The organism is Saccharothrix deserti (genome assembly GCF_009769385.1).
Taxonomy (GTDB): domain Bacteria; phylum Actinomycetota; class Actinomycetes; order Mycobacteriales; family Pseudonocardiaceae; genus Actinosynnema; species Actinosynnema deserti.
The window spans coordinates 261,970-280,960 of record NZ_VKAB01000001.1; the positions used below are offsets into that span (position 1 = coordinate 261,970).

Below are 18,991 nucleotides of genomic sequence, written 5' to 3' on the forward strand. Positions count from 1 at the left end.
CCACACCAGACATGTCCTGTCCAACCGGGGTGCTTCCCAGGGTGCTTCACATCACGAGAACCTCGAACACCGCGGCGAGCCCTCCGCCGAACCTGGCACCCGCCTGCTCGGCCGCCTGGCGCAGGAACACCTCCGGGTCGCCCATGTCGCCGCCCAACGCCGCCAGGTACGCCTTGTGCTCCCGCAGCGACGCCACACCCAGGTCGAACGTGCCGGTCAGGTCCACCGCGTGCCCGGAGTGCGGCGAGGCGTTGACCGCGACGAACCGCACGCCGCCCCACGGCTCCAGGTCGAGGTCGCGGAACACCCACCGGTTCGCGGCGTCCCGGACGGCGTCGATCACGGCCTGGCCGACGGCCCGGTGGTCGGCCATGTTGAGGAACCCGCCGGGGAACGTCGGGTGGTGGTTCCCGGTGATCACCACCTCCGGGCGGTGCCGGCGGATCGCGGCGGCGATGTCGCGGCGCAGCGGCAGGCCGTACTCGATCACCCCGTCCGCGTGGTCGAGGAATTCGACCACGTCCACGCCGACGACGGCGGCAGCGGCGATCTGCTCCCGCACCCGCAGCGGCCCGGTCTCCTCGGGCGGCAGGGTGTCGATCCCCGCCTCACCCCGGCTGGCCAGCACGTACGCGACGTGCTTGCCCTGTGCGGTCCAGCGCGCGATCGCGCCGGACGCCCCGTACTCCAGGTCGTCGGGGTGGGCGACCACCGCCAACGCACGCTCCCAGTCCTCCGGCACCGGCTCGAGGTCCGCTAGGTCCGACATGCCGCCGACGCTACGCCTCCTCGATCTCCGCGCCCACGGCCTTCGACCAGCAGGAGACGCCGACCGTGCCGCCGCCGCCGGAGATCGTCGTCCACGGGCTTCGGGCGAACCGGCCGCCCTCGTCCTCGCAGGCCGCGACCACCCGGAACGTCCCGGAACCCGCACACCACCCGTTGGCCGCGTTTCCCCGGACCGACGTGCCGCAGGCGTACAAGCCCGTATCCGAGGCGGACGCCACGCCCGGGGCGACCAACAGGACCATCAGCATCGCGAGTAGGTGTCGCACGCCACCGGATCGAACACACCGGACGTGCCCACGACCGGGAAACCACCCGGTCGTGGGCACGTCGCGGGTGAACTACAGCTGCGCGTTGATCACCGAGTAGTACGAGGCGATCCGCGCGTACACGCCGGGGTAGCCGGCGCCCGCGCAGCCACGGCCCCACGAGGTGGCGCCGATGAGCTTGCCGCCCGCGACCAGCGGGCCGCCCGAGTCACCCTGGCAGGTGTCCACGCCGCCCTGCGGGAAGCCGGCGCACACCATCGAGGTGGGGCTGTACTGCGAGTACGCCGTCCGGCAGGTGGAGTCGGACGTCAGCGGCACGGTCGCGCCCAGCAGGTAGCGGGACGCCGAGCCGCCGGACGACGTCGTGCCCCAGCCGTAGATCCGGCTGCTCGTGCCCGCCGCGTACAGGGCCGTGTCGGACGGGGTGGCCAGCGGCAGGTAGGTGGAGCTGATGCTGGTGCCCAGGGTCAGCACCGCGACGTCGTAACCGGAGGTGGCGGTGGTGTAGCTCGGGTGCCGCCAGATGGAGGTCACCGTGGCCACGGTGCCCGCCGTGCTCTGCTTGTCGTCGCGGCCGTGCACCACGCGGGTGCTGGACGGGGTGCGCCCGACCACGCAGTGCGCGGCGGTGACGACCTTGTTGGCCCGCACCAGCGTGCCGCCGCAGAACTGGCTGCCGGAGCTGCTGGCCAGGTACACGACCCACGGGTACGTGCTGGTGGACACGCGTGAGCCGCCGACGATGTACGGCGACACACCGGTGTCGGACGAGGTGTCGGCCGAGGCGGGCGCGACGGTCATCAGACCGACCGCGGCCACGGCCACGGCCAACGCGGTGATCAGGCGATGCAGGGTTTTCGCCATGTCGATCCTTCCAGGGCAGGGATGCGCCGTGTTCGCGGCGCACCTCCAGCTAGGACCAAGACGACGAAACCGACAACCGCCTTTCGAAGGGCCAGGCCGACTTCACAGTTGACGAGTGACGCCCGTCACGCGGATGACATCCGCGCGAATCGGCCCGGCAACAACCGGTCCCGCGCCGGCGTCCACGAACGCCACCGCCGCGCCGGCCTCGGCCAGCCGCACCGCGCCGTCCGCCCGCACCCGCGTGCCGGGCCGCAGCAGGTGCCGCACCTGGGCCACGCACTCGGCGCTGCCGACCACGACCGACGCCCGCCGCAACTCCGCTTCGGCGCGCGGCGTGCGTTCGTCCGCGTCACCCGGACCCAGGCCCACCAGCGCCAACCGGCCGCGCGGCAGCACGCGTGCGGCGGCGACCGTGACCCCGACGCCCTTCACCTTCTCCGCCGCGATCTCCACCCGGCCGCCGCCGGACAGCTCCACCGCGCCGCGCAGCGCCGCCGCCTCGGCCACGCTCGGGATGCCGATGGCGAGTTCCGCCGGGTTCGGCACCGGGATCACCGCCAGCTCCTCGCCGGGGTAGGCCAGCAGGGGCGCGGTGGTCGAGTCGTGCCAGAAACCCCAGTCCTCCAACGCGTCCGCGATGCCCTGCTCGGCGACCTTGCGGTCCAGCGTGGCGAACGCCCGGATGGCGCGCAGGTCCAGCCCGCGCTTGTCCTGCAGCTGCGCCAACGCCGCCGACACGGCCGACGCCGACACCCCCGTGCTCGACCCGACGCCCACGACGAGGGTGCGCGGCACGACCCGCACCACGCGGTCCTTCGGCGGACCCTTGGGCACGCGGTCGTCCACCAGCACCGTCCACGCCGTCTCGTGCCCGTGGTCGACGACGTTGTCCGGCAGCGCGGGCAGCGGGAACCCGAGCGGGTTGGCCAGCAGCACCGGCTCACCCAGCCGCACCGCCTCGCCGCACCCGGCCAGGTCACCCTCCACGGTGGCGTCCAGCAGCTCCACCAGCTCGTCCAGTGGCGAGTCCGCCGACGCCGACGTGGTCACCGCCTGCGCGCCGACCACGTCCGCGACCCGTTCGGCCAACGCGTCCGCGCCGCCCAGCAGCGCCACGGCGAACCCGCCGTCCACGCACACCACGCCCGGATCGGCGCGTTCGTCCCGCAGCAACGGCGCGATCAGCCGCACGGTCGCCGCCGTGCCGAGGAAGAACACCGCCGACCCCAGCCGAGGCCACAACGCCCGCAGCGCGGGCCCGACCGGCCCGTCCGGCACCACCGCGTCGGGCCCGAGGAACCCGGCCAACTCGACCGCGGCCCGCCGCCCGCGCTCGCCGGCGGCGAACACCCCGATCACGCTTTCTTCCTCCCCCACAGCACGGTCACCGGGTTGGTGGCCAGCAACGTCCCGCCGGTCAGCCGCGCGGCGGACAGCTGGCTGCCCTCGACCTCGTAGCCGGCCTCCAGCAGCGCATCCCGCGCGGGCAGCACGCGGTCCAGGTCGGGGGTCGCCACCACGACCCGCCGGGCGCCCGCCCGCACGCAGCGCCGCACGACGTCCACGCCGCCACCGCCGACGAACACCGCGTCCGGGCGGGGCAGCTCGCCGGCGGCGCTCAGCTCGGCCTCCACCACGCGCACGTCCACGCCGTGCGCGGAGGCGTTGGCGATGATGCGCACGCACTGCACCGGGTCGCGTTCCACCGCGACGACCGCCGCGCCGAGCCGGGCGCACTCGACGCCGATCGCGCCGGGGCCCGCGCCGACGTCCCAGATCAGCACGCCGGGGCGCGGTGCGAGCCGGGCCAGCACCAGGGCCCGCACCTCGGCGACCGCGATCATGCCCTCGCGGTGCGCGAAATCGTCGTCCGGCAGCGCCCAGCCGTCGGAGGTGGGCGTGAAGTTCTGCTCCGCCAGGCACAGGATCGCGCCGGGTTCCGACCACGGCCGCGCCACCGCGTCCGCCGGGTCCACAGTGGACAGGCCGGCGGCGGACTCGACCACGAGCGTGCGGCGCCACCCGGCCAGGCCGCGGGCCAGCTCCGCCGGGTCGGCGCCGGACACCACGACGGCGGGACGCGCCCGGCACACGTTCAGCGCGTGCCGCAGGCCGTGCGCCTCGGCGTCCACGACGGTCACGTCGGCCCAGGAGCGGCCGGCCCCGGTGACGAACCGGTGCAGCGCGACGACGTCCATGTCAGTTGGCGCGCTTGTTCTTCTTGGCCCGCGCCGCGGTCGGCTTGCGCGGCGTCGTGCTCGCCTGCACGGTGGCCGGCTTGCGCTTCGCCGCGGCGGCGACCACGGGCTTCGGCTTCGGCGCCGGTTCGGCAGGCGCCGGTTCCACCGGCACGTCGACCTGGTCCGGCACGCCGGTGACCAGTTCCAGCACCGGCTCGCCGACCGGCTCGGCCTTCGGCTTCACCTGCGCGGAACGCTTGGTGCGCGCTGTCTCCTGCCAGTCGTGCACGGCCGACCACGCGGCGACCGACGACGACTTGGCGACCGGCGGCTCCGCTTCCGACGACTTGGGGACCGGACGGCTCGCGCGCTTCGACCACTTCGACGGCCGCGCCCGGCGCACCGGATCGTCGCCCTCGACCACCGGGGAACGGCGGCGGGACGCGGGCTGCGCGAGCACCTTGCCGACCAGGAACAGCGTGGTGCGGTAGAGCTTGTGCTCCTTGACGCACGCCTCCAGCTCGCCGAGCGTGGTCTGCGCGACCGTCTCGTCCGGGAGGGAAACCTTGTACGCCACCACGACCGGCGTGTCGTCGGCGTAACCGCCGGCGCGCAGCCGCTCGACCAGCAGACCGGTGCGCGCGCCCGACGCGGAGATCGCCATCGTGGTGCCGTGCGCGGCGAACTCCTCGATGTGCTCGACGGTCTCGGGACCGGCCAGCAGGAGCGACTGGGCGATGTCCGAAGTGGTCAGCTCGCGGCCGACGGAGGCCGCCGCGGCGGACACCTGGGACACGCCGGGCACGACGTCGGTCTCCAGGCCGAGCCGCTGGCACGCGTCCTGCTGGTCGCGCAGGCCGCCCCACAGGGCCGGGTCGCCCGCGAGCAGCCGCACCACCTTGAGCTTGCCCGCCGACGCCCGCCGGTACACCTCGACCACGTCGGCCTCGGCGACCCGGGAGAAGTCGACCAGCTCGGCGTCGGGGCGGGCGTGCTCGCGCACGCACTCGGCCTCGACGACGCTGGGCGCCCACAGCACGACGTCGGCCTCGGCTATCCGCTTCGCGCCGCGCACGGTGATGAGATCGGCGGCGCCGGGACCGGCGCCCACGAAGGAGACCCGACCAGTCATCACAACTGCTCCCCACGACGTGTTCGGCTTGGTGGGCCAGGACCGTACCGCGCGAGCACGATCCACTATCGAGTGGCCTCGAAGCGCACGGACCCGGTCGCGCAGGCGCGGACGAAGCGGGTGACGGCCTCCGGCGCGGACGCCGGGTGCGTGTGCAGGTATGACGCGTGCACGCGGCCGAGCACGAATCCCTCGGCCACCGGGCGCAGGTCGTGGCCGCGCCACTGCCAGGCCGGTTTCGCGCCGTGCGGGACGCTGAGCGCGGTGCGGTGGAACTCGTGCCCGGTGATCCTGGTGCCCGCGCGGACCAGCACGGAGTCCTGGGGTGCGACGGCGTCGCGGTAGCCGAGGGTGAGGCGTGGGGTCATCGCGCCTTCGGCGTCGATCACGCCGCACATCGGCGCGTCGTCCAGGGATTTCGCCAGGTACAGCAGGCCGCCGCACTCGGCGTGCACGGGTGCGCCGCCGCGGGCGAGGGCGGTGATGGCGGCGCGCAGCTTCTCGTTGGCGGACAGTTCGGCGGCGTGCTGCTCGGGGAACCCGCCGGGCAGCACGAGTCCCGCCGTGCCCTCGGGCAGGGCCTCGTCGCGCAGCGGGTCGACCACGACGACGTCCGCGCCCGCCGCCTCCAGCAGTTCGACCTGCTCGGCGTAGCCGAAGGTGAACGCCGCGCCGCCCGCGACGGCGATCGTCGGCGCGCCCTCGACCGGCTCGACCTCGGTGCGCGGGTCCCAGGTGGGCACGGCCATCGCGGGCACCTCGGCGGCGAGCCGGCGCACCGCGTCCAGGTCGACGTGCCGGGCGACCGCCTCGGCGATCGCGTCGACGGCGGCGGTGGCGGCCGGTCCGTGCTCGGCGGCGGTGACCAGGCCCAGGTGCCGGGACGGGAGCGCGAACTTGTCGTCGCGCGGCAGCACGCCGAGCACTTCCAGGCCCACCTCGGCGCACGCGCCGCGCAGCACGTGCTCGTGCCGGGCGGAGCCGACCTGGTTGAGCACCACGCCGCCGAGTCGCACGGTCGGGTCGTAGCCGCGGAACCCGTGCAGCAGGGCGGCGAGGCTGCGGCTCTGGCCCCGTGCGTCGACCACGAACAGCACGGGCGCGGACAGCAGCTTGGCGACGTGCGCGGTGGACCCGATGCCCTCGGTGTCCACCCGCCCGTCGAACAGGCCCATCACGCCTTCCACCACGGCCAGGTCGCAGCCGCGGGCGCCGTGCGCGAACAGGCTCGCCACCCGGTGGTCGCCGACCATGACCGGGTCGAGGTTGCGGCCCGGCCTGCCGGTGGCCACCGAGTGGTAGCCGGGGTCGATGTAGTCGGGGCCGACCTTGAACGGGGCGACCTTGTCGCCCGCGCGGCGCAGCGCCGCCATCAGGCCGGTGGCCACGGTGGTCTTGCCGCTGCCCGACGCGGGCGCGGCGACCACCAGCCGGTTCACCACTCGATCCCCTTCTGCCCCTTCTGGCCCGCGTCCATCGGGTGCTTGACCTTGGTCATCTCCACCACCAGGTCGGCGGCCTCGACGAGTTCGTCCGGCGCGTACCGGCCGGTGATGACGACGTGCTGGTGGCCGGGCCGGTTCCGGAGAGTCTCGACCACTTCCTCCACGTCCACCCAACCCCAGTGCATCGGGTAGGTGAACTCGTCCAACACGTACAGGCCGTGCTCCTCGTCCGCCAGTCGGCGGGCGATCTCCCGCCAGCCCTCGCGCGCGGCGGCGGCGTGGTCGTCCTCGGTGCCCTGCTTGCGGGTCCAGGACCAGCCCTCGCCCATCTTGTGCCACTCGACCGGGCCGCCTTCGCCGGTCTGCTCGTGCAGCCGGCCGAGCGCGCGGAACGCCGACTCCTCGCCGACCTTCCACTTGGCTGATTTCACGAACTGGAAGACGCCGATGGACCAGCCCTGGTTCCACCCGCGCAGGGCGAGACCGAACGCGGCGGTCGACTTGCCCTTCATCTCGCCGGTGTGGAGCACGACCAGCGGCCGGTTGCGGCGCTGCCTGGTGCTGAGGCCGTCGTTCGGGACGACGGACGGTTGACCTTGGGGCATTTCGACGCTCCTACGCGGCTCGTGCGGCGCGCACGACGCCGGCGACCTGGTCGGCGGACAGTTCTTCCAGGCGCAGGCACGCCGCCTCCAGCGCGCCGGCCACCCGTGCGGCCAGGCCGAGCCGGATCGGGCCGTGCTCGCAGTCGACCACGACGGACGCGACGCGATCGGCCGCCAGCAGCCCGGCCGCGCGCAACGCGTCACGCATCGGGTCGCCGCCCGTGCCGCCGGCCGTCGCACGGCCGTCGGTGAGCAGCACCAGCAGCGGTCGGCGGCGCGGGTCGCGGACCCGTTCGGTCTCCAGCACGCGGCGTGCGCGGAGCAGACCGTCGGCCAACGGCGTCCGGCCGCCGGTGCGCAGGTCCCGCAGCCGGGCCGCGGCCGCGTCGACCGAGTTCGTGGGCGGCAGGGCGACGTGGGCCTCGCGGCCCCGGAACGTCACCACGCCGACCTTGTCGCGCCGCTGGTAGGCGTCGCGGAGCAGGGAGATCACCGCGCCGCTGACCGCCGACATGCGCTGCCGGGCGGCCATGGAGCCGGACGCGTCGACCACGAACAGCACGAGGTTGCCTTCCTTGCCCTCGCGCACGGACAGCCGCAGGTCGGTGCCGCGCAGTTCCAGGCCGGGACCGCTGCGGCCCCGTGCGGCCTGGTGAGGCGCCGCCGCGCCGAGCGTGCCGACCAGGTGCAGGCCCGCGCCGTCCACAGTGGACGACCGGACCACCCGGCCGGTGCGGGCACGGGCGCGTGAACGCTTGCCCGGAGCACCCTCGCCGACACCCGGGACCTGCAACAACCTGGCCCGGAACGCGGGCGCGGGTGCGTGCGACCGTTCGGCCGAACCCGAGCCACCCTGACCGTCCGGAGTGGACTCCGGCGGCTCACCGGGCAACGAGGAACCGCCACCGTCATCGTCCGGACCTTCCGGCCCCTCCGGTCCTTCGGGGCCGTCGTCGGGTTCCTGAGCGGCTTCCGCGCCCTGCTGGAGGGCGTCGTTGAGCTGCTCCTCCTCCAGGCCGGGCTCGTCGAACGGGTCGCGGCGCTTGCGGTGCGGCAACGCCAGCCGGACGGCGGCCTCGACGTCCTCCTCGGCCACCTCGGCGGCGCCGCGCCAGGCGGCGTGCGCGGTCGCGGTGCGGGCGACCACGAGGTCCGCGCGCATCCCGTCCACCTCGAACGCCGCGCAGATCCCGGCGATGCGGCGCAGTTCCGAGTCCGGCAGCGCCACGCCCTTCAGCCGATCGCGCGCGGCGACGATCCGCCGTGCCAACTCCTCGTCCGCACCGGCCCAGCGGGCGGCGAACCCCTCCGGATCGGCCTCATAAGCCAACCGCCGCCGCACGACCTCGGCACGGGTCGTCACGTCACGGGCGGCCCGGACCGCGACCGTGAGGCCGAACCGGTCCAGCAGCTGCGGGCGCAACTCGCCCTCCTCCGGGTTCATGGTGCCCACCAGGAGGAACGACGCCGCGTGCGACACGGACACGCCTTCGCGCTCGACGTGCGCACGGCCCATGGCGGCGGCATCGAGCAGCAGGTCGACGAGGTGGTCGTGCAGCAGATTCACTTCGTCCACGTACAGCACGCCCCGGTGCGCGGCGGCCAGCAGACCGGGCTGGTAGGCGCGGACGCCCTCGGTCAGCGCGCGCTCCAGGTCGAGCGAGCCGATCAACCGGTCCTCGGTCGCGCCGACCGGCAGCTCCACCAGCCGGGCCGGGCGCCGTTGCGAGCCGTGGCCGTGCGGCCCGTCCGGGCAGTCGGTCGACACCGCCGGGTCGCAGCCGAACCGGCAGCCCGGCACCACGTCCAACTCGGGGAGCAGCGCGGCGAGCGCGCGGACCACGGTCGACTTCGCGGTCCCCTTCTCACCTCGGACGAGCACCCCGCCGATGGCGGGGTGCACGGCGTTGAGCAGCAGAGCCGTGCGGAGGTCGTCGTGGCCGACGACTGCGGAAAAGGGGAAACGCGCGCCCATGCGGCGGTGTCCTTCCTCGGGTGTCCACGCCCGTGTCCGGTCGATGAGTCGGGGGTCGAGTTCCTGACTCCCGGATCCCAAGGCCCGGTCACAGTGGCGGGACCGTGCCGGATTCGCACCGGCTTCCTCGCGCACCCCCTCTACAGCCTGGGCATCGTCGCACTTCGCCGGTCGGGCTCCAAGTCCTCGGGTCAGCCCACCGGGGCGAACGTGATCACCCTCTCTTCCCGGGACGGGTGCGGCCCGCGGTGGTCCCCCAGCTCGACCTCCACGCTCAACGGCGCGCGGAACGACAGCAGGCCCAGCACCGGCGGCGGTTCGGTCGAGGCCAGGCGCAGGTTCGGGAACCGCCGCGCGGTCTCCCGCAGCACCACCTCCGCCTCCAGCCGGGCCAGGCCCGCGCCGAGGCAGAAGTGCCTGCCGTAGCCGAACGCCAGGTGCTTGCGGACGTTCGGCCGGGCCGGGCAGAACCGCTCGGGCTCGCCGAAGACCTCCGGGTCCGAGCCGCTGCCCGCGAGCATCAGCAGCAACGGCGCGCCCGCCGGGAGGTCGACACCCGAGAGCGTGACCGGCTCGGCGGTGATCCGCCGCCACGTGTTCACCGGCGGATCACGCCGCAGCACCTCTTCCACGCACGCCGCGGCCATACCGGGTTCGCCCAGCCGGGACCACAGGTCGCCGGCCCGATCGTCGGCGTCGTGCCGCAGCACCGCGTGGAACGCCGCGCACAGCAGCTGGGTCGTCGTCTCCTGGCCCGCGATCAGCAGGAAGTAGCAGAGCCCGGCCGCGTCCCGGATCGGCACGTCCTCCGCCCGCAACGCGCCGAACAGGTCGTCACCGCGCGGGTCGGCGGCCTTGATCCGCGAGGTCAGCCACTGGTGGAACGCGGCGGCGGGCCGGGCCAGCTCGTGCTGCCGCGCCACCGTCACGTCACCCCAGAACAGCTCCAACGACGCCGTGCTCCAGGCCTTCAAAGCGTCGACATCCACATCCCGGATGCCCATGACCTCCAGCAACACGATCGCGGGCAGGTCGCGGGCCAACGCCGGGTGCAGGTCGGCGTGCCCGCTCAACCGGTCGAGCCGCTCCCCGGCCAGCCGCGCGATCCGCGGCGCCATCGCCGCGACGCGGGCCGGGGTGAGGAACCGGGCGACCAGTCGCCGCAGGCCGGCGTGCGTGTCGGTGCCGTTGTTGGCCAGCGTCGGCGGCAGCGAGAACCCGGCGCGGGCCAGCTCCCGCAGCACCGGGCTCGGGATCCCGATCACCGCGGTCAACGCGTTGTCCGGGCGGAACCGGCGCGGGTCGGCCAGCACCGCGCGCACGTCGTCGTAGCGGCTGACCAGCCACAACCCGGTGCGCTCGTCCCGGTGGACCGGCGCGTTCTCCCGCAGCGAGCGCAGGTCGTCCGGCCCGGACTGGAAGAGGTCCACGCCGGCACGGTAGCCGCCGGATGCGACACTGCCGGCGTGAGTGTGCGCACAGGTGACTCGGTGTTCGACTGGATCGACACGCGTGCCGAAGCCCGCGCGAAAGCCGGTCTGGCCCGCCGGGTCCGGCCACGCCCGGCGGACTCGACGAACCTCGACCTGGCGTCGAACGACTACCTCGGCCTGGCCCGCGACAAGCGGGTGACCGGCGCCGCCGCCGCGGCCTCGCTGCGCTGGGGCGCGGGATCCACCGGGTCGCGGCTGGTCACCGGCTCCACCGAGCTGCACACCGAACTGGAGTACGAGCTCGCGAACTTCTGCGGCGCGCAGTCCGCGCTGGTGTTCTCCTCCGGCTACGCGGCGAACCTGGGCGCGCTGACCGCGTTGTCCGGTCCGGGCACCGCGATCGTGGCCGACCAGCACATCCACGCCTCGCTGATCGACGGCACCCGACTGTCCAAAGCGGACGTCGTGGTGGCCGGGCACTGCGACGTCACGCAGGTCACGCACGCCCTGGCCACGCGCGGGAAGCGGCGGGCGCTGGTGGTGACCGACTCGGTGTTCTCCGTGGACGGCGACCTCGCGCCCCTGGCGGAACTGGCCGCCGCCTGCCGTGAGCACGACGCGGCGCTGATCGTGGACGACGCGCACGGCCTCGGTGTCCTCGGCGACGGCGGACGCGGCTCGGTGCACGCGGCGGGCCTGGCGAAAGCACCCGATGTGGTGACCACGGTGACGCTGTCCAAATCGCTCGGCGCGCAGGGCGGCGCGGTGCTCGGCCCCAGCCGGGTGATCAGGCACCTGGTCGACACCGCGCGCACGTTCATCTTCGACACTGGGCTCGCGCCCGCCAGCGCGGCGGCGTCGCTGGCCGCGCTGAAGGTCCTGCGGGACGAGCCGGAACGGCCCGCGCGCGCCCTGGAGATCGCCCAGGACCTCGCGTTCCGGTTGAAGGAGAAGGGTTTGCGGGTCAGCACGCCGACCGCGGCCGTCGTGTCGGTGCAGGCGCCGTCACCGGAGGCGGCGTTCGACTGGGCCGAGGCGTGCCGCGCCCGGGGCGTGGTCGTCGGCTGCTTCCGGCCGCCGTCGGTACCCGACCGGATCTCCCGGCTGCGGCTGACCGCCCGCGCCGACCTGTCCGAGGGGGACGTCGAACGCGCCGTGCGGGTGATCACGGAGACCGGCGCATCCGCAGGTGCGGTATCCCGTCGTCCATGAACTCCGCACCCTGCGGCTCGAAACCGAACGACGCGTAGAAGTCGGCCACGTAGGTCTGCGAGTCCAGCACGCACTCCACCTGACCGACCTCGGCCAGCGCCGCCTCCATCAGCCGGCGGCTGTAGCCGCGACCGCGGGCGGCGCGGGCCGTGCAGACCCGGCCGATGCGGAACGTCCCGTCGGGCTCCTCCAACAGCCGCAGGTACGCCTGGGGCCGTGGTCCGGTCGTCGGCTCCACCGACGGTGGTGACCCTTCGACCTCCAGCCAGAAGTGCCGGGTGCCCGGCTGCAGATCACGACCGTCCAGCTCCGGGTAGACGCAGTTCTGCTCCACCACGAACACGTCGACGCGCAGCTTGAGCACGGCGTAGAGCTGGTCCGTCGTCAGGTCGGCCGACCACTGCCGGCGCAACGTCGCCGGGTACGGATGTGAGCGCACCGCACCGTGGTACCACAGTCTCAGATTCGGTCCCGGTACCGGCTCAGCCGGGTGTAGACGCCGGGCTGGTCCGGGCGCGCGCACCCGCGACCGTAGGAGACCACGCCGACCAACTCGCCGGCCACGGTGAGCGGACCGCCGGAGTCGCCCTCGCAGGCGTCCTTGCCGCCCTCCGGGTAGCCCGCGCACAGCATCCCGCCCGGCCGGTAGTCGGGGACGGCCGCGGCGCACTCGGCGTCCGTGCGGATCGGCACGTCGACCTCGTGCAGCGTCCGGCTCGGCGCGCGCAGCTCACCGGTCCGGCCCCAGCCGTAGACCGACGCGGGCCCCGGCCCGGCGTCGCCGATCCGGATCGGCCGGTACGGCAACGCGGCGGCGAGGGTCAGCGTGGCCACGTCGTGACCGGCGGACACCTCGGTGAAGTCCGGGTGCCGCCAGATCGCGGCGACCTCCACCGCCCGACCGGCCCCGGAGTCCAGGTCGGCGCGGCCGGCGACCGCGGTCAGGTCGGCCGGCAGCCGGTCCCGGACACCGAAGGCGGTGCGCTCCACCGTGCAGTGCGCGGCCGTGACGACCTTGTCCGGCTCGACCAGCGCGCCGCCGCAGAAGAAGTTGCCCGCCGCGTCGAACAGCGCCACCGCCCACGGCGTCACGGGCGCCTCCCGCCCGCCGACGATCGCGTCCGCGGGCAGCGCGGACAGCACCAGCACGAGAACGGCGAGGACGGGCGAGCCGATGCGCATGGAGCACCTCTCTACGACGTGTGGGCGAACGGGCACCGACCGTAGCGGAGCGACCCATCGGGAGTCCGCGAGGGATGAACACAGGAAAATTCGTTGTTACGATGCTGTAGCGCCGAAGATTCAACGGCCAGTGAGGCAGATCACGGCGATCTGTCCGGATCATGAGGGGGGTTTCCATGCACCTGGACTTCAGTCAGCTGCCGGCGTTCCTGATCGCGTGCGCGGTGGTCGTGCTGACGCCGGGCGTGGACGCCTTCCTCCTGCTGCGCACCTCGATGCGGTCCGGCACCCGCGCCGGGCTGCTGGCGCTGGCCGGTATCCACACCGCGGCCTTCGTGCAGGTGGCGCTGGTGATCTCGGGCCTGGGCGTGGTGATCGCCCGCTACCCGACCGTGCTGACCGGCCTGCGCTGGATCGGCGCGGCCTACCTGCTCTACCTTGCGGTGTCGATCACGCGCGGGCTGCTGCGGCGCTCGGCGGGCGACGCGGTGGCGGTCGCGCCCCGGCCGTTCCGGCAGGGGTTCCTGACCAACATCACCAACCCGAAGATGCTGCTGTTCTCGCTGGCGTTCCTGCCGCAGTTCATCGGCGCCGGCGACCCGGCGTTCCAGCTCGGGATGCTCGCCGCCGTGTTCCTCGGGCTGGCCGCGCTGTGGGAGCTGACGATCGTGGTGGCCGCGGCGCGCGTCGCCGGATCGCTGCGCCGTCCCGGCGTGACCACGGCGTTGGACGCGGTGTGCGCGGCGGTGTTCCTGACCATGTCGATCGGGCTCGTGCTGTAGATCGACACGGCACCCGAAGCCCGGCGTGCGGGCCCCCGAGGCCCGAGGGTCCGCACGCCGCTCGGGTCAGCTGTCCAGCTGTTCCCGGATCACGTCGGCGTACGCCGCGATCCGGGTGTAGATGCCCGGCTTGCCCTTCCGGGCGCAACCTTCACCCCAAGAGGTGACGCCGATCAGCTTCCCGCCGGCCACGAACGGACCGCCGGAATCGCCCTGGCACGTGTCCACGCCGCCCTCCGGGAGACCGGCGCACGTCATCTCCTCCTTGTCGTACTGGAGGTACGCGTCGAGGCAGTCGTCGTCCGCCATCACCGGCACGGTCGCGGCCAGCAGGTACCGCGACACCGGACCCTGCTCGCTCGTCCGGCCCCAGCCCAGCACCAGGCCGTTCGTGCCCGGCGCGTACAGCGCCTCGTCCGACCGCTCGGCCAGCGGCAGCGGCTGGTACTCCACCCCTTCGCGCAGCGTCAGCACCGCGACGTCCGCGCCCTGGTCCGCCACCAGGTACTCCGGGTGGATCCAGATGCCGGCCAGCCGGACGACCTCGCCCTCGTCGCTCTTCTTGTCCTCGCGGCCCACCACGACCCGCGTGTTCCTGGGCGTCCGACCGGTCGCGCAGTGGGCGGCGGTGACGACCTTCGTCGGCGCGACCAGCGTGCCGCCGCAGTACTGGAGCCCGCTGGAATCCGTCAGGTACACCACCCACGGGTGCTCCTCGATCGGCACCCGTTCACCACCCACCACCCGACCGTCCACCACGCGGCCGTCCACGATCCGGCTGTCCGCGCGTTCGTCCGCCGTGGCGGTGCCCGCGAGAGCCATCAACAACGTCACCAACAACGCGGCAAGCCGCATCGTCCCTCCTCCTGATCAAAGGCATCAGGAGGAGGTTAGCCAGAACAGCCGTTCCCGCTGGGCCAACCGGACTAGTCCGCCCCGGTGAACTTGCTCCGCACCTTGCCCGCCGCGCCCGCCAGCACGTCGCCGAACTCGTTGAACACCTTCATCAGCGGGTCCTCGGACTGGGCCGCCGACTCCTTGTACGACCGGGCCGCCGACTTGATGTCCTCGGTGAACGAACTCGTCGGCCGGTCGTCCTCACGGCGCGCGTACGCACCCGTCAGGATGGCGCGGTACTCCTCGCCCGCCGCCCACTTCTGCAACTCGGCGGCACGGACCACCGCGAGCGGGTGCGTCAGCGGCCACGTCTTGATGAGCTTGAGCACGCTGTCCCGCACGTCCTCGACCTGCTCGTACTCCTTGGCCTGCTTCAGGAATTCGGCCGTGTCGACCTGGGTGAGGTCCATGCCGCCCGCCATGGCAACGTGCACGCGCAGCGCGGCGGCCGGGTCCTGCACGCACAGCAGACCGGCGCGGTCACAGGTCAGCTCCGTCTTGCGGTACCACTCGCACAGCGCCGCGATGACCGCCCGGATCGCCCAGTAGCCGACCGGCATCCAGCCCAGGCCGTACTGCAACTGCATGAGCCGTTGCAGGATCGTCCGGTACAGCGCGTGACCGGACAGCACGTGCCCCATCTCGTGCCCGATGGCGAACCGCAGCCCCTCCGCGTCCAGCAGTTCCACCAGACCCGTGGTGAGCACGATGAACGGCTTGTCGATGCCCAGCGTCATGGCGTTCGGCACCGGATCGCGCTGCACGAACAGCTCCGGCACCGGGTCGACGTCCAGCGTCGCCGCCGTCTCCAGCCGGAGCCGGTCCAGCTCCGGGTACTGCTTCGGGCCCACTCTGATGCTCGACGCCAAGTAGCCCAACCGCTCACCTCTCTCGGTGAACGCCCCCGCGACCGCCTGCAACACCGGGCCGATGCCCGGCACCGCGCGCAAGACCGCCAACGCCCCCCGGTCGACCGGGTGCTCGTACGCCCGCGGGCTGATGCCGGGGAAGCGCACACGCGCGGTCGACCGCTCGATCTCCTCGCTGCTCATGACAACCACAGTGCCACGACCCGCGACCCACCTCTCCCCGAACGGGTGAATCGACGTGCACACTGGCCGGGTGAACGCAGACGTGCTCGGCACCGACTACGAAACCCGCACGCTGCCCCTGGGCGGCGGGGACACGACCGCCACCCTGGTCCGGCGCCGCGCGCAGCCCGCCACCCGCGGCGCCGTGCTGTACGTGCACGGTTTCGCGGACTACTTCTTCCAGCGGCACGTGGCCGAGCACTTCACCGCGCGGGGCTTCGACTTCTACGCCATCGACCTGCGCGCGTACGGCCGGTCGCTCAAGCCCGGCCAGGTCGCCAACTACGTGACCGACCTGGCCGAGCACTTCGAGGAGATCGACGCGGCGGTGCGGGTGATCCGCGAGGAGGACGGCCACCGTCACCTGGTGGTGCTGGGTCACTCGACCGGTGGGCTGATCACCAGCCTGTGGGCGCACGAGCGGCGTTCGGACGACGTGCTGGACGCGTTGGTGCTCAACAGCCCGTGGCTGGACCTGGCCGAGTCCTGGCTGCTGCGCACCGCGGGGACGGCGCTGGTGCGCGGTGTCGGCCGGTTCGCGCCGCGACTGGTGCTCAAGCCCGGCATGGGCCCGGTGTACGGCCAGAGCATCCACCGCGACCACCACGGCGAGTGGGACTTCGACACGTCGTGGAAGCCGATCGAGGCGTTCCCGGTGCACGCCGGGTGGTTGCGCGCGATCCGCCGCGGTCACGCCCGCGTGCACAAGGGTCTGGACGTCCAGGCGCCCGTACTGCTGCTCCGCTCCAGCCGCAGCCTCCTGCACGCCAAGCGGTGGACGCCCGAGACGATGACCGCCGACACGGTGCTGGACGTGGAGCACATGCGGCAGTGGGGGCCGAAGATCGGCCGGCAGGTGACGATCGTGCCGGTCGAGGGCGGGATGCACGACATCTTCCTGTCCGCCGAGTCGGTGCGCAGGCGGGCGCTGGCCGAGGTCGACGAGTTCCTCGACATGCTGTGACGACGCGCCTTTCCCGGTGCCGGAGCCGGACCGGGGAACTCCGGATGGCCGCGGTGTGATCCGCTGCTGCCCCCGCGGCCGACGTGGTCGGGTTCGGAGGAGTCCGGCGAGATCGGCAAGTTCTGCGCGTTGGCCGGCGGCACCAGGCTCACCATCCGGTTCCTCGGGCTCCACACCTCCAGACGTGAACAACCGATCGGTCTAGCGCCACGGATCGTCCGCCGGGAGATCATGGACACCGGGAGGTTCGCCATGGCCGAGGACTTCGACCGGTACTGCGACCTGACCATGCGGGGTGGGACGACCAGCGGTGTCGTCTACCCGTGGGCGGTTGTGGAGTTGGCCGGGCACTACCGCTTCCGGTCGTTGGGTGGGGCTTCGGCGGGCGCCATCGGGGCCGCGTTCACCGCCGCCGCCGAGAAGGGGCGGGACCAGGACGGCTTCCGGAAGCTCAAGGAGGTCATCGACTGGTTCGCCGCGCCGGGCTGGCGGATGGCGCAGCTGTTCGAGCCCAGCGAGCACACCCGCAAGCTGTACCGGATCGTGGCGGCCTCCATGCAGCGCCGCGACTCGACCGGCCGGAGCGCGTTGACCTGCGTGTTGTTGGCTCTGCTCGGTGCGATCGGGTGGCGGGCGCGGGTGTTCCTCGCGCTGGCGATGGCGTTGTGGCTCGTGGGGCCGACGCTGTGGTTTCACGCGGTCGAGTGGGGTTCCACCCCGACGTGGGTGCTGATCGGCCTCACGGTCGTCGTCCTGATCGGCGTGCCGGGGATCGTGCTGAGAGTGCTCCCGAACGGCCGGGACGCGTGGCTGCGGCGGATCGGCACCGCGCTGCTGCTCGTCGTCCCGCTGATACCGGTCGCCGTGAGCACGCGGTGGACGGCGCCGAGCCTGGCGAGCGCGGCCACGGCGGCGGTGTGGTGGCTGGTGCTCGGGTTCGCGTTCGTCAGCGCGGTCGCGGTCACGTACGGCTTGGGCGCCAAGCGCTACCTCGACCGGATGGCCTCCACCATCCACTTCGGACTCATTCCCGGCACGGGTGCGTTCAAGCCGAACTTCTGGGACCGCCGCTGCGGTGTGCCCGCGTCGACCGGTGTGCCGCCGTTGAGCGACTGGATCGCGGACCGGCTGGACGACCTGTCCGGCACGGTGGACCTGACGTTCGCGGACCTGACCACGAACCTGGTCCTGATGACCACGGACCTGTCCGAGGGCCGTCCTTACCGGCTGCCGTTCACCGAGCCGCTCGACGCGTGGCTGTTCTGCCCGACGTGCCTGGAAACCGTGCTGCCCCGACGCACCGTCGACAAGCTCGGCAACGACGCCACCGGGCACCTCTGCCCGCTCCACCCCGCGCAGACCGTCAACGTGCTGCCGAAGAACCTGCCGGTCGCGCTGGCCGTGCGGATGAGCATGCCGTTGCCGGGCCTGATCGCCGCCGTTCCGCTGGTGCGCGCCGAGCCGGAGCCGCGCGTGCACTGGTTCTCCGACGGCGGCATCACCAGCAACTTCCCGATCCACTTCTTCGACAACCTGCTGCCCCGCTGGCCGACGTTCGGGCTGAGCCTCCAGTCGTACCCGCCGGGTGACAACCGGGACGTCTGGCTGCCCGAGCAGGACGCGTCCACCAGCGGCACGCCGTGGCGCGGCATCGGGCTGGTGCGGCACTTCGCGTCGGCGATCCTCGACACCATGCTCGGCTGGCGCGACACCATGCAGTCCGCGCTGCCGGGCTACCGCGGCCGGATCGCACACGTCCGCGTGGGTGCGCTGGAAGGCGGCACGAACCTGTTCATGCGCCCGGAGACGATCCTCGCCCTGGCGGAGCGGGGCGCGGCGGCGGGACGCCTGCTGCGCACCCGCTTCACCGAGGACGGCGCCACCAAAACCGACCGCTACCGCTGGATCCGGATGCGGCTGGCGATGCGGGAGTACCAGCAGCTCGCCGAGCAGTCCCGCGAACGCGCCGACCTCTACCGCGACCTCACCGCCCGCTACCAGGTGCCGGAGGACCTGTACGACTGGTTCACCACGCCGCCGACCGGCACGGACCCGAACGCGCGCGGGATCGGGCTCACGTTGGACGCGCTGGGCGCCGTGCCCGACGGTCCGTTCGACGGCGAGCCACCCGTCGACCCGGACCTGCGGCTGACCCCACCCGAGTGACACGG

The 18,991-nt window shown here is 73.1% G+C and carries 18 protein-coding genes and 1 riboswitch; of the genes, 4 read left to right on the forward strand and 14 right to left on the reverse strand.

The window, feature by feature from the left end; genetic code table 11:
* Positions 1–46 precede the first annotated feature (46 nt).
* The 10 genes from FM051_RS12730 to FM051_RS12775 all read right to left on the reverse strand — a co-directional run bounded on the left by FM051_RS12730 (position 47) and on the right by FM051_RS12775 (position 10,689).
* The gene (locus FM051_RS12730) at positions 47–769 is read right to left on the reverse strand and encodes a PIG-L deacetylase family protein (protein ID WP_158843131.1); all 723 of its coding nucleotides are present in this window, start codon (positions 767–769) and stop codon (positions 47–49) included.
* 10 nt (positions 770–779) lie between these two features.
* Positions 780–1,055 (reverse strand): hypothetical protein, encoded by a 276-nt coding sequence (locus FM051_RS12735; protein ID WP_158843132.1) that lies wholly within the window; start codon positions 1,053–1,055, stop codon positions 780–782.
* A 72-nt stretch (positions 1,056–1,127) separates the two neighbouring features.
* Positions 1,128–1,919 carry a S1 family peptidase gene (locus tag FM051_RS12740; RefSeq protein ID WP_158843133.1) on the reverse strand — a complete coding sequence of 264 codons (792 nt, stop codon included), beginning with the start codon at positions 1,917–1,919 and terminating at the stop codon, positions 1,128–1,130.
* A gap of 102 nt (positions 1,920–2,021) precedes the next feature.
* Positions 2,022–3,281, reverse strand: a complete 1,260-nt coding sequence (locus FM051_RS12745) for a cobalamin biosynthesis protein (RefSeq protein ID WP_158843134.1) — start codon at positions 3,279–3,281, stop codon at positions 2,022–2,024.
* Positions 3,278–4,120, reverse strand: coding sequence for a hypothetical protein (locus FM051_RS12750; RefSeq protein ID WP_158843135.1), 843 nt, complete (start codon positions 4,118–4,120; stop codon positions 3,278–3,280). Before FM051_RS12750 ends, FM051_RS12745 begins: the two co-directional genes overlap by 4 nt.
* A 1-nt stretch (position 4,121) precedes the next feature.
* On the reverse strand, positions 4,122–5,234 hold the full coding sequence (locus tag FM051_RS12755) for a cobalt-precorrin-4/precorrin-4 C(11)-methyltransferase (RefSeq protein WP_158843136.1): 1,113 nt from the start codon (positions 5,232–5,234) through the stop codon (positions 4,122–4,124).
* 65 nt (positions 5,235–5,299) lie between these two features.
* A complete protein-coding gene (locus tag FM051_RS12760; RefSeq protein ID WP_158843137.1) occupies positions 5,300–6,673 on the reverse strand; it encodes a cobyrinic acid a,c-diamide synthase CobB in 1,374 nt (457 codons plus the stop codon).
* Positions 6,670–7,284: a cob(I)yrinic acid a,c-diamide adenosyltransferase gene (gene cobO / locus FM051_RS12765; protein ID WP_158843138.1), complete on the reverse strand. Its 615-nt coding sequence runs from the start codon at positions 7,282–7,284 to the stop codon at positions 6,670–6,672. Before cobO ends, FM051_RS12760 begins: the two co-directional genes overlap by 4 nt.
* 10 nt (positions 7,285–7,294) lie before the next feature.
* A complete protein-coding gene (locus FM051_RS12770) occupies positions 7,295–9,259 on the reverse strand; it encodes a putative cobaltochelatase (protein WP_158843139.1) in 1,965 nt (654 codons plus the stop codon).
* Positions 9,260–9,295: 36 nt separating this feature from the next.
* Positions 9,296–9,413, reverse strand: a riboswitch (cobalamin riboswitch).
* Between the two features lie 37 nt (positions 9,414–9,450).
* Positions 9,451–10,689 carry a cytochrome P450 gene (locus FM051_RS12775; protein WP_202918810.1) on the reverse strand — a complete coding sequence of 413 codons (1,239 nt, stop codon included), beginning with the start codon at positions 10,687–10,689 and terminating at the stop codon, positions 9,451–9,453.
* Between the two features lie 36 nt (positions 10,690–10,725).
* Between FM051_RS12775 and FM051_RS12780 the strand changes: the two genes are divergently transcribed.
* A complete protein-coding gene (locus FM051_RS12780; RefSeq protein WP_162470703.1) occupies positions 10,726–11,904 on the forward strand; it encodes an 8-amino-7-oxononanoate synthase in 1,179 nt (392 codons plus the stop codon).
* Here the strand turns inward: FM051_RS12780 and FM051_RS12785 are convergent.
* Together FM051_RS12785 and FM051_RS12790 are read right to left on the reverse strand one after the other, a co-directional pair.
* A complete protein-coding gene (locus FM051_RS12785; RefSeq protein ID WP_158843140.1) occupies positions 11,858–12,343 on the reverse strand; it encodes a GNAT family N-acetyltransferase in 486 nt (161 codons plus the stop codon). The genes FM051_RS12780 and FM051_RS12785 overlap by 47 nt on opposite strands.
* A gap of 20 nt (positions 12,344–12,363) precedes the next feature.
* Positions 12,364–13,086, reverse strand: a complete 723-nt coding sequence (locus FM051_RS12790) for a serine protease (RefSeq protein ID WP_158843141.1) — start codon at positions 13,084–13,086, stop codon at positions 12,364–12,366.
* A gap of 176 nt (positions 13,087–13,262) precedes the next feature.
* On the opposite strand from FM051_RS12790, the gene FM051_RS12795 reads away from it, so the two are divergent.
* Positions 13,263–13,868 carry a LysE family translocator gene (locus FM051_RS12795; protein WP_158843142.1) on the forward strand — a complete coding sequence of 202 codons (606 nt, stop codon included), beginning with the start codon at positions 13,263–13,265 and terminating at the stop codon, positions 13,866–13,868.
* Between the two features lie 66 nt (positions 13,869–13,934).
* Here FM051_RS12795 and FM051_RS12800 read toward each other — a convergent pair whose 3' ends face one another.
* Both FM051_RS12800 and FM051_RS12805 read right to left on the reverse strand, forming a co-directional pair.
* Complete coding sequence (locus tag FM051_RS12800; RefSeq protein ID WP_158843143.1) at positions 13,935–14,723, reverse strand: S1 family peptidase; 789 nt, start codon at positions 14,721–14,723, stop codon at positions 13,935–13,937.
* A 71-nt stretch (positions 14,724–14,794) separates the two neighbouring features.
* Entirely contained in the window at positions 14,795–15,817 is a 1,023-nt protein-coding gene (locus FM051_RS12805; protein ID WP_158843144.1) for a M48 family metallopeptidase, read from the reverse strand.
* Positions 15,818–15,887: 70 nt separating this feature from the next.
* On the opposite strand from FM051_RS12805, the gene FM051_RS12810 reads away from it, so the two are divergent.
* Both FM051_RS12810 and FM051_RS12815 read left to right on the forward strand, forming a co-directional pair.
* Complete coding sequence (locus tag FM051_RS12810) at positions 15,888–16,820, forward strand: alpha/beta hydrolase (RefSeq protein ID WP_158843145.1); 933 nt, start codon at positions 15,888–15,890, stop codon at positions 16,818–16,820.
* A 231-nt stretch (positions 16,821–17,051) separates the two neighbouring features.
* Positions 17,052–18,986, forward strand: a complete 1,935-nt coding sequence (locus FM051_RS12815) for a patatin-like phospholipase family protein (RefSeq protein ID WP_158843146.1) — start codon at positions 17,052–17,054, stop codon at positions 18,984–18,986.
* The last annotated feature ends 5 nt before the right edge of the window (positions 18,987–18,991 follow it).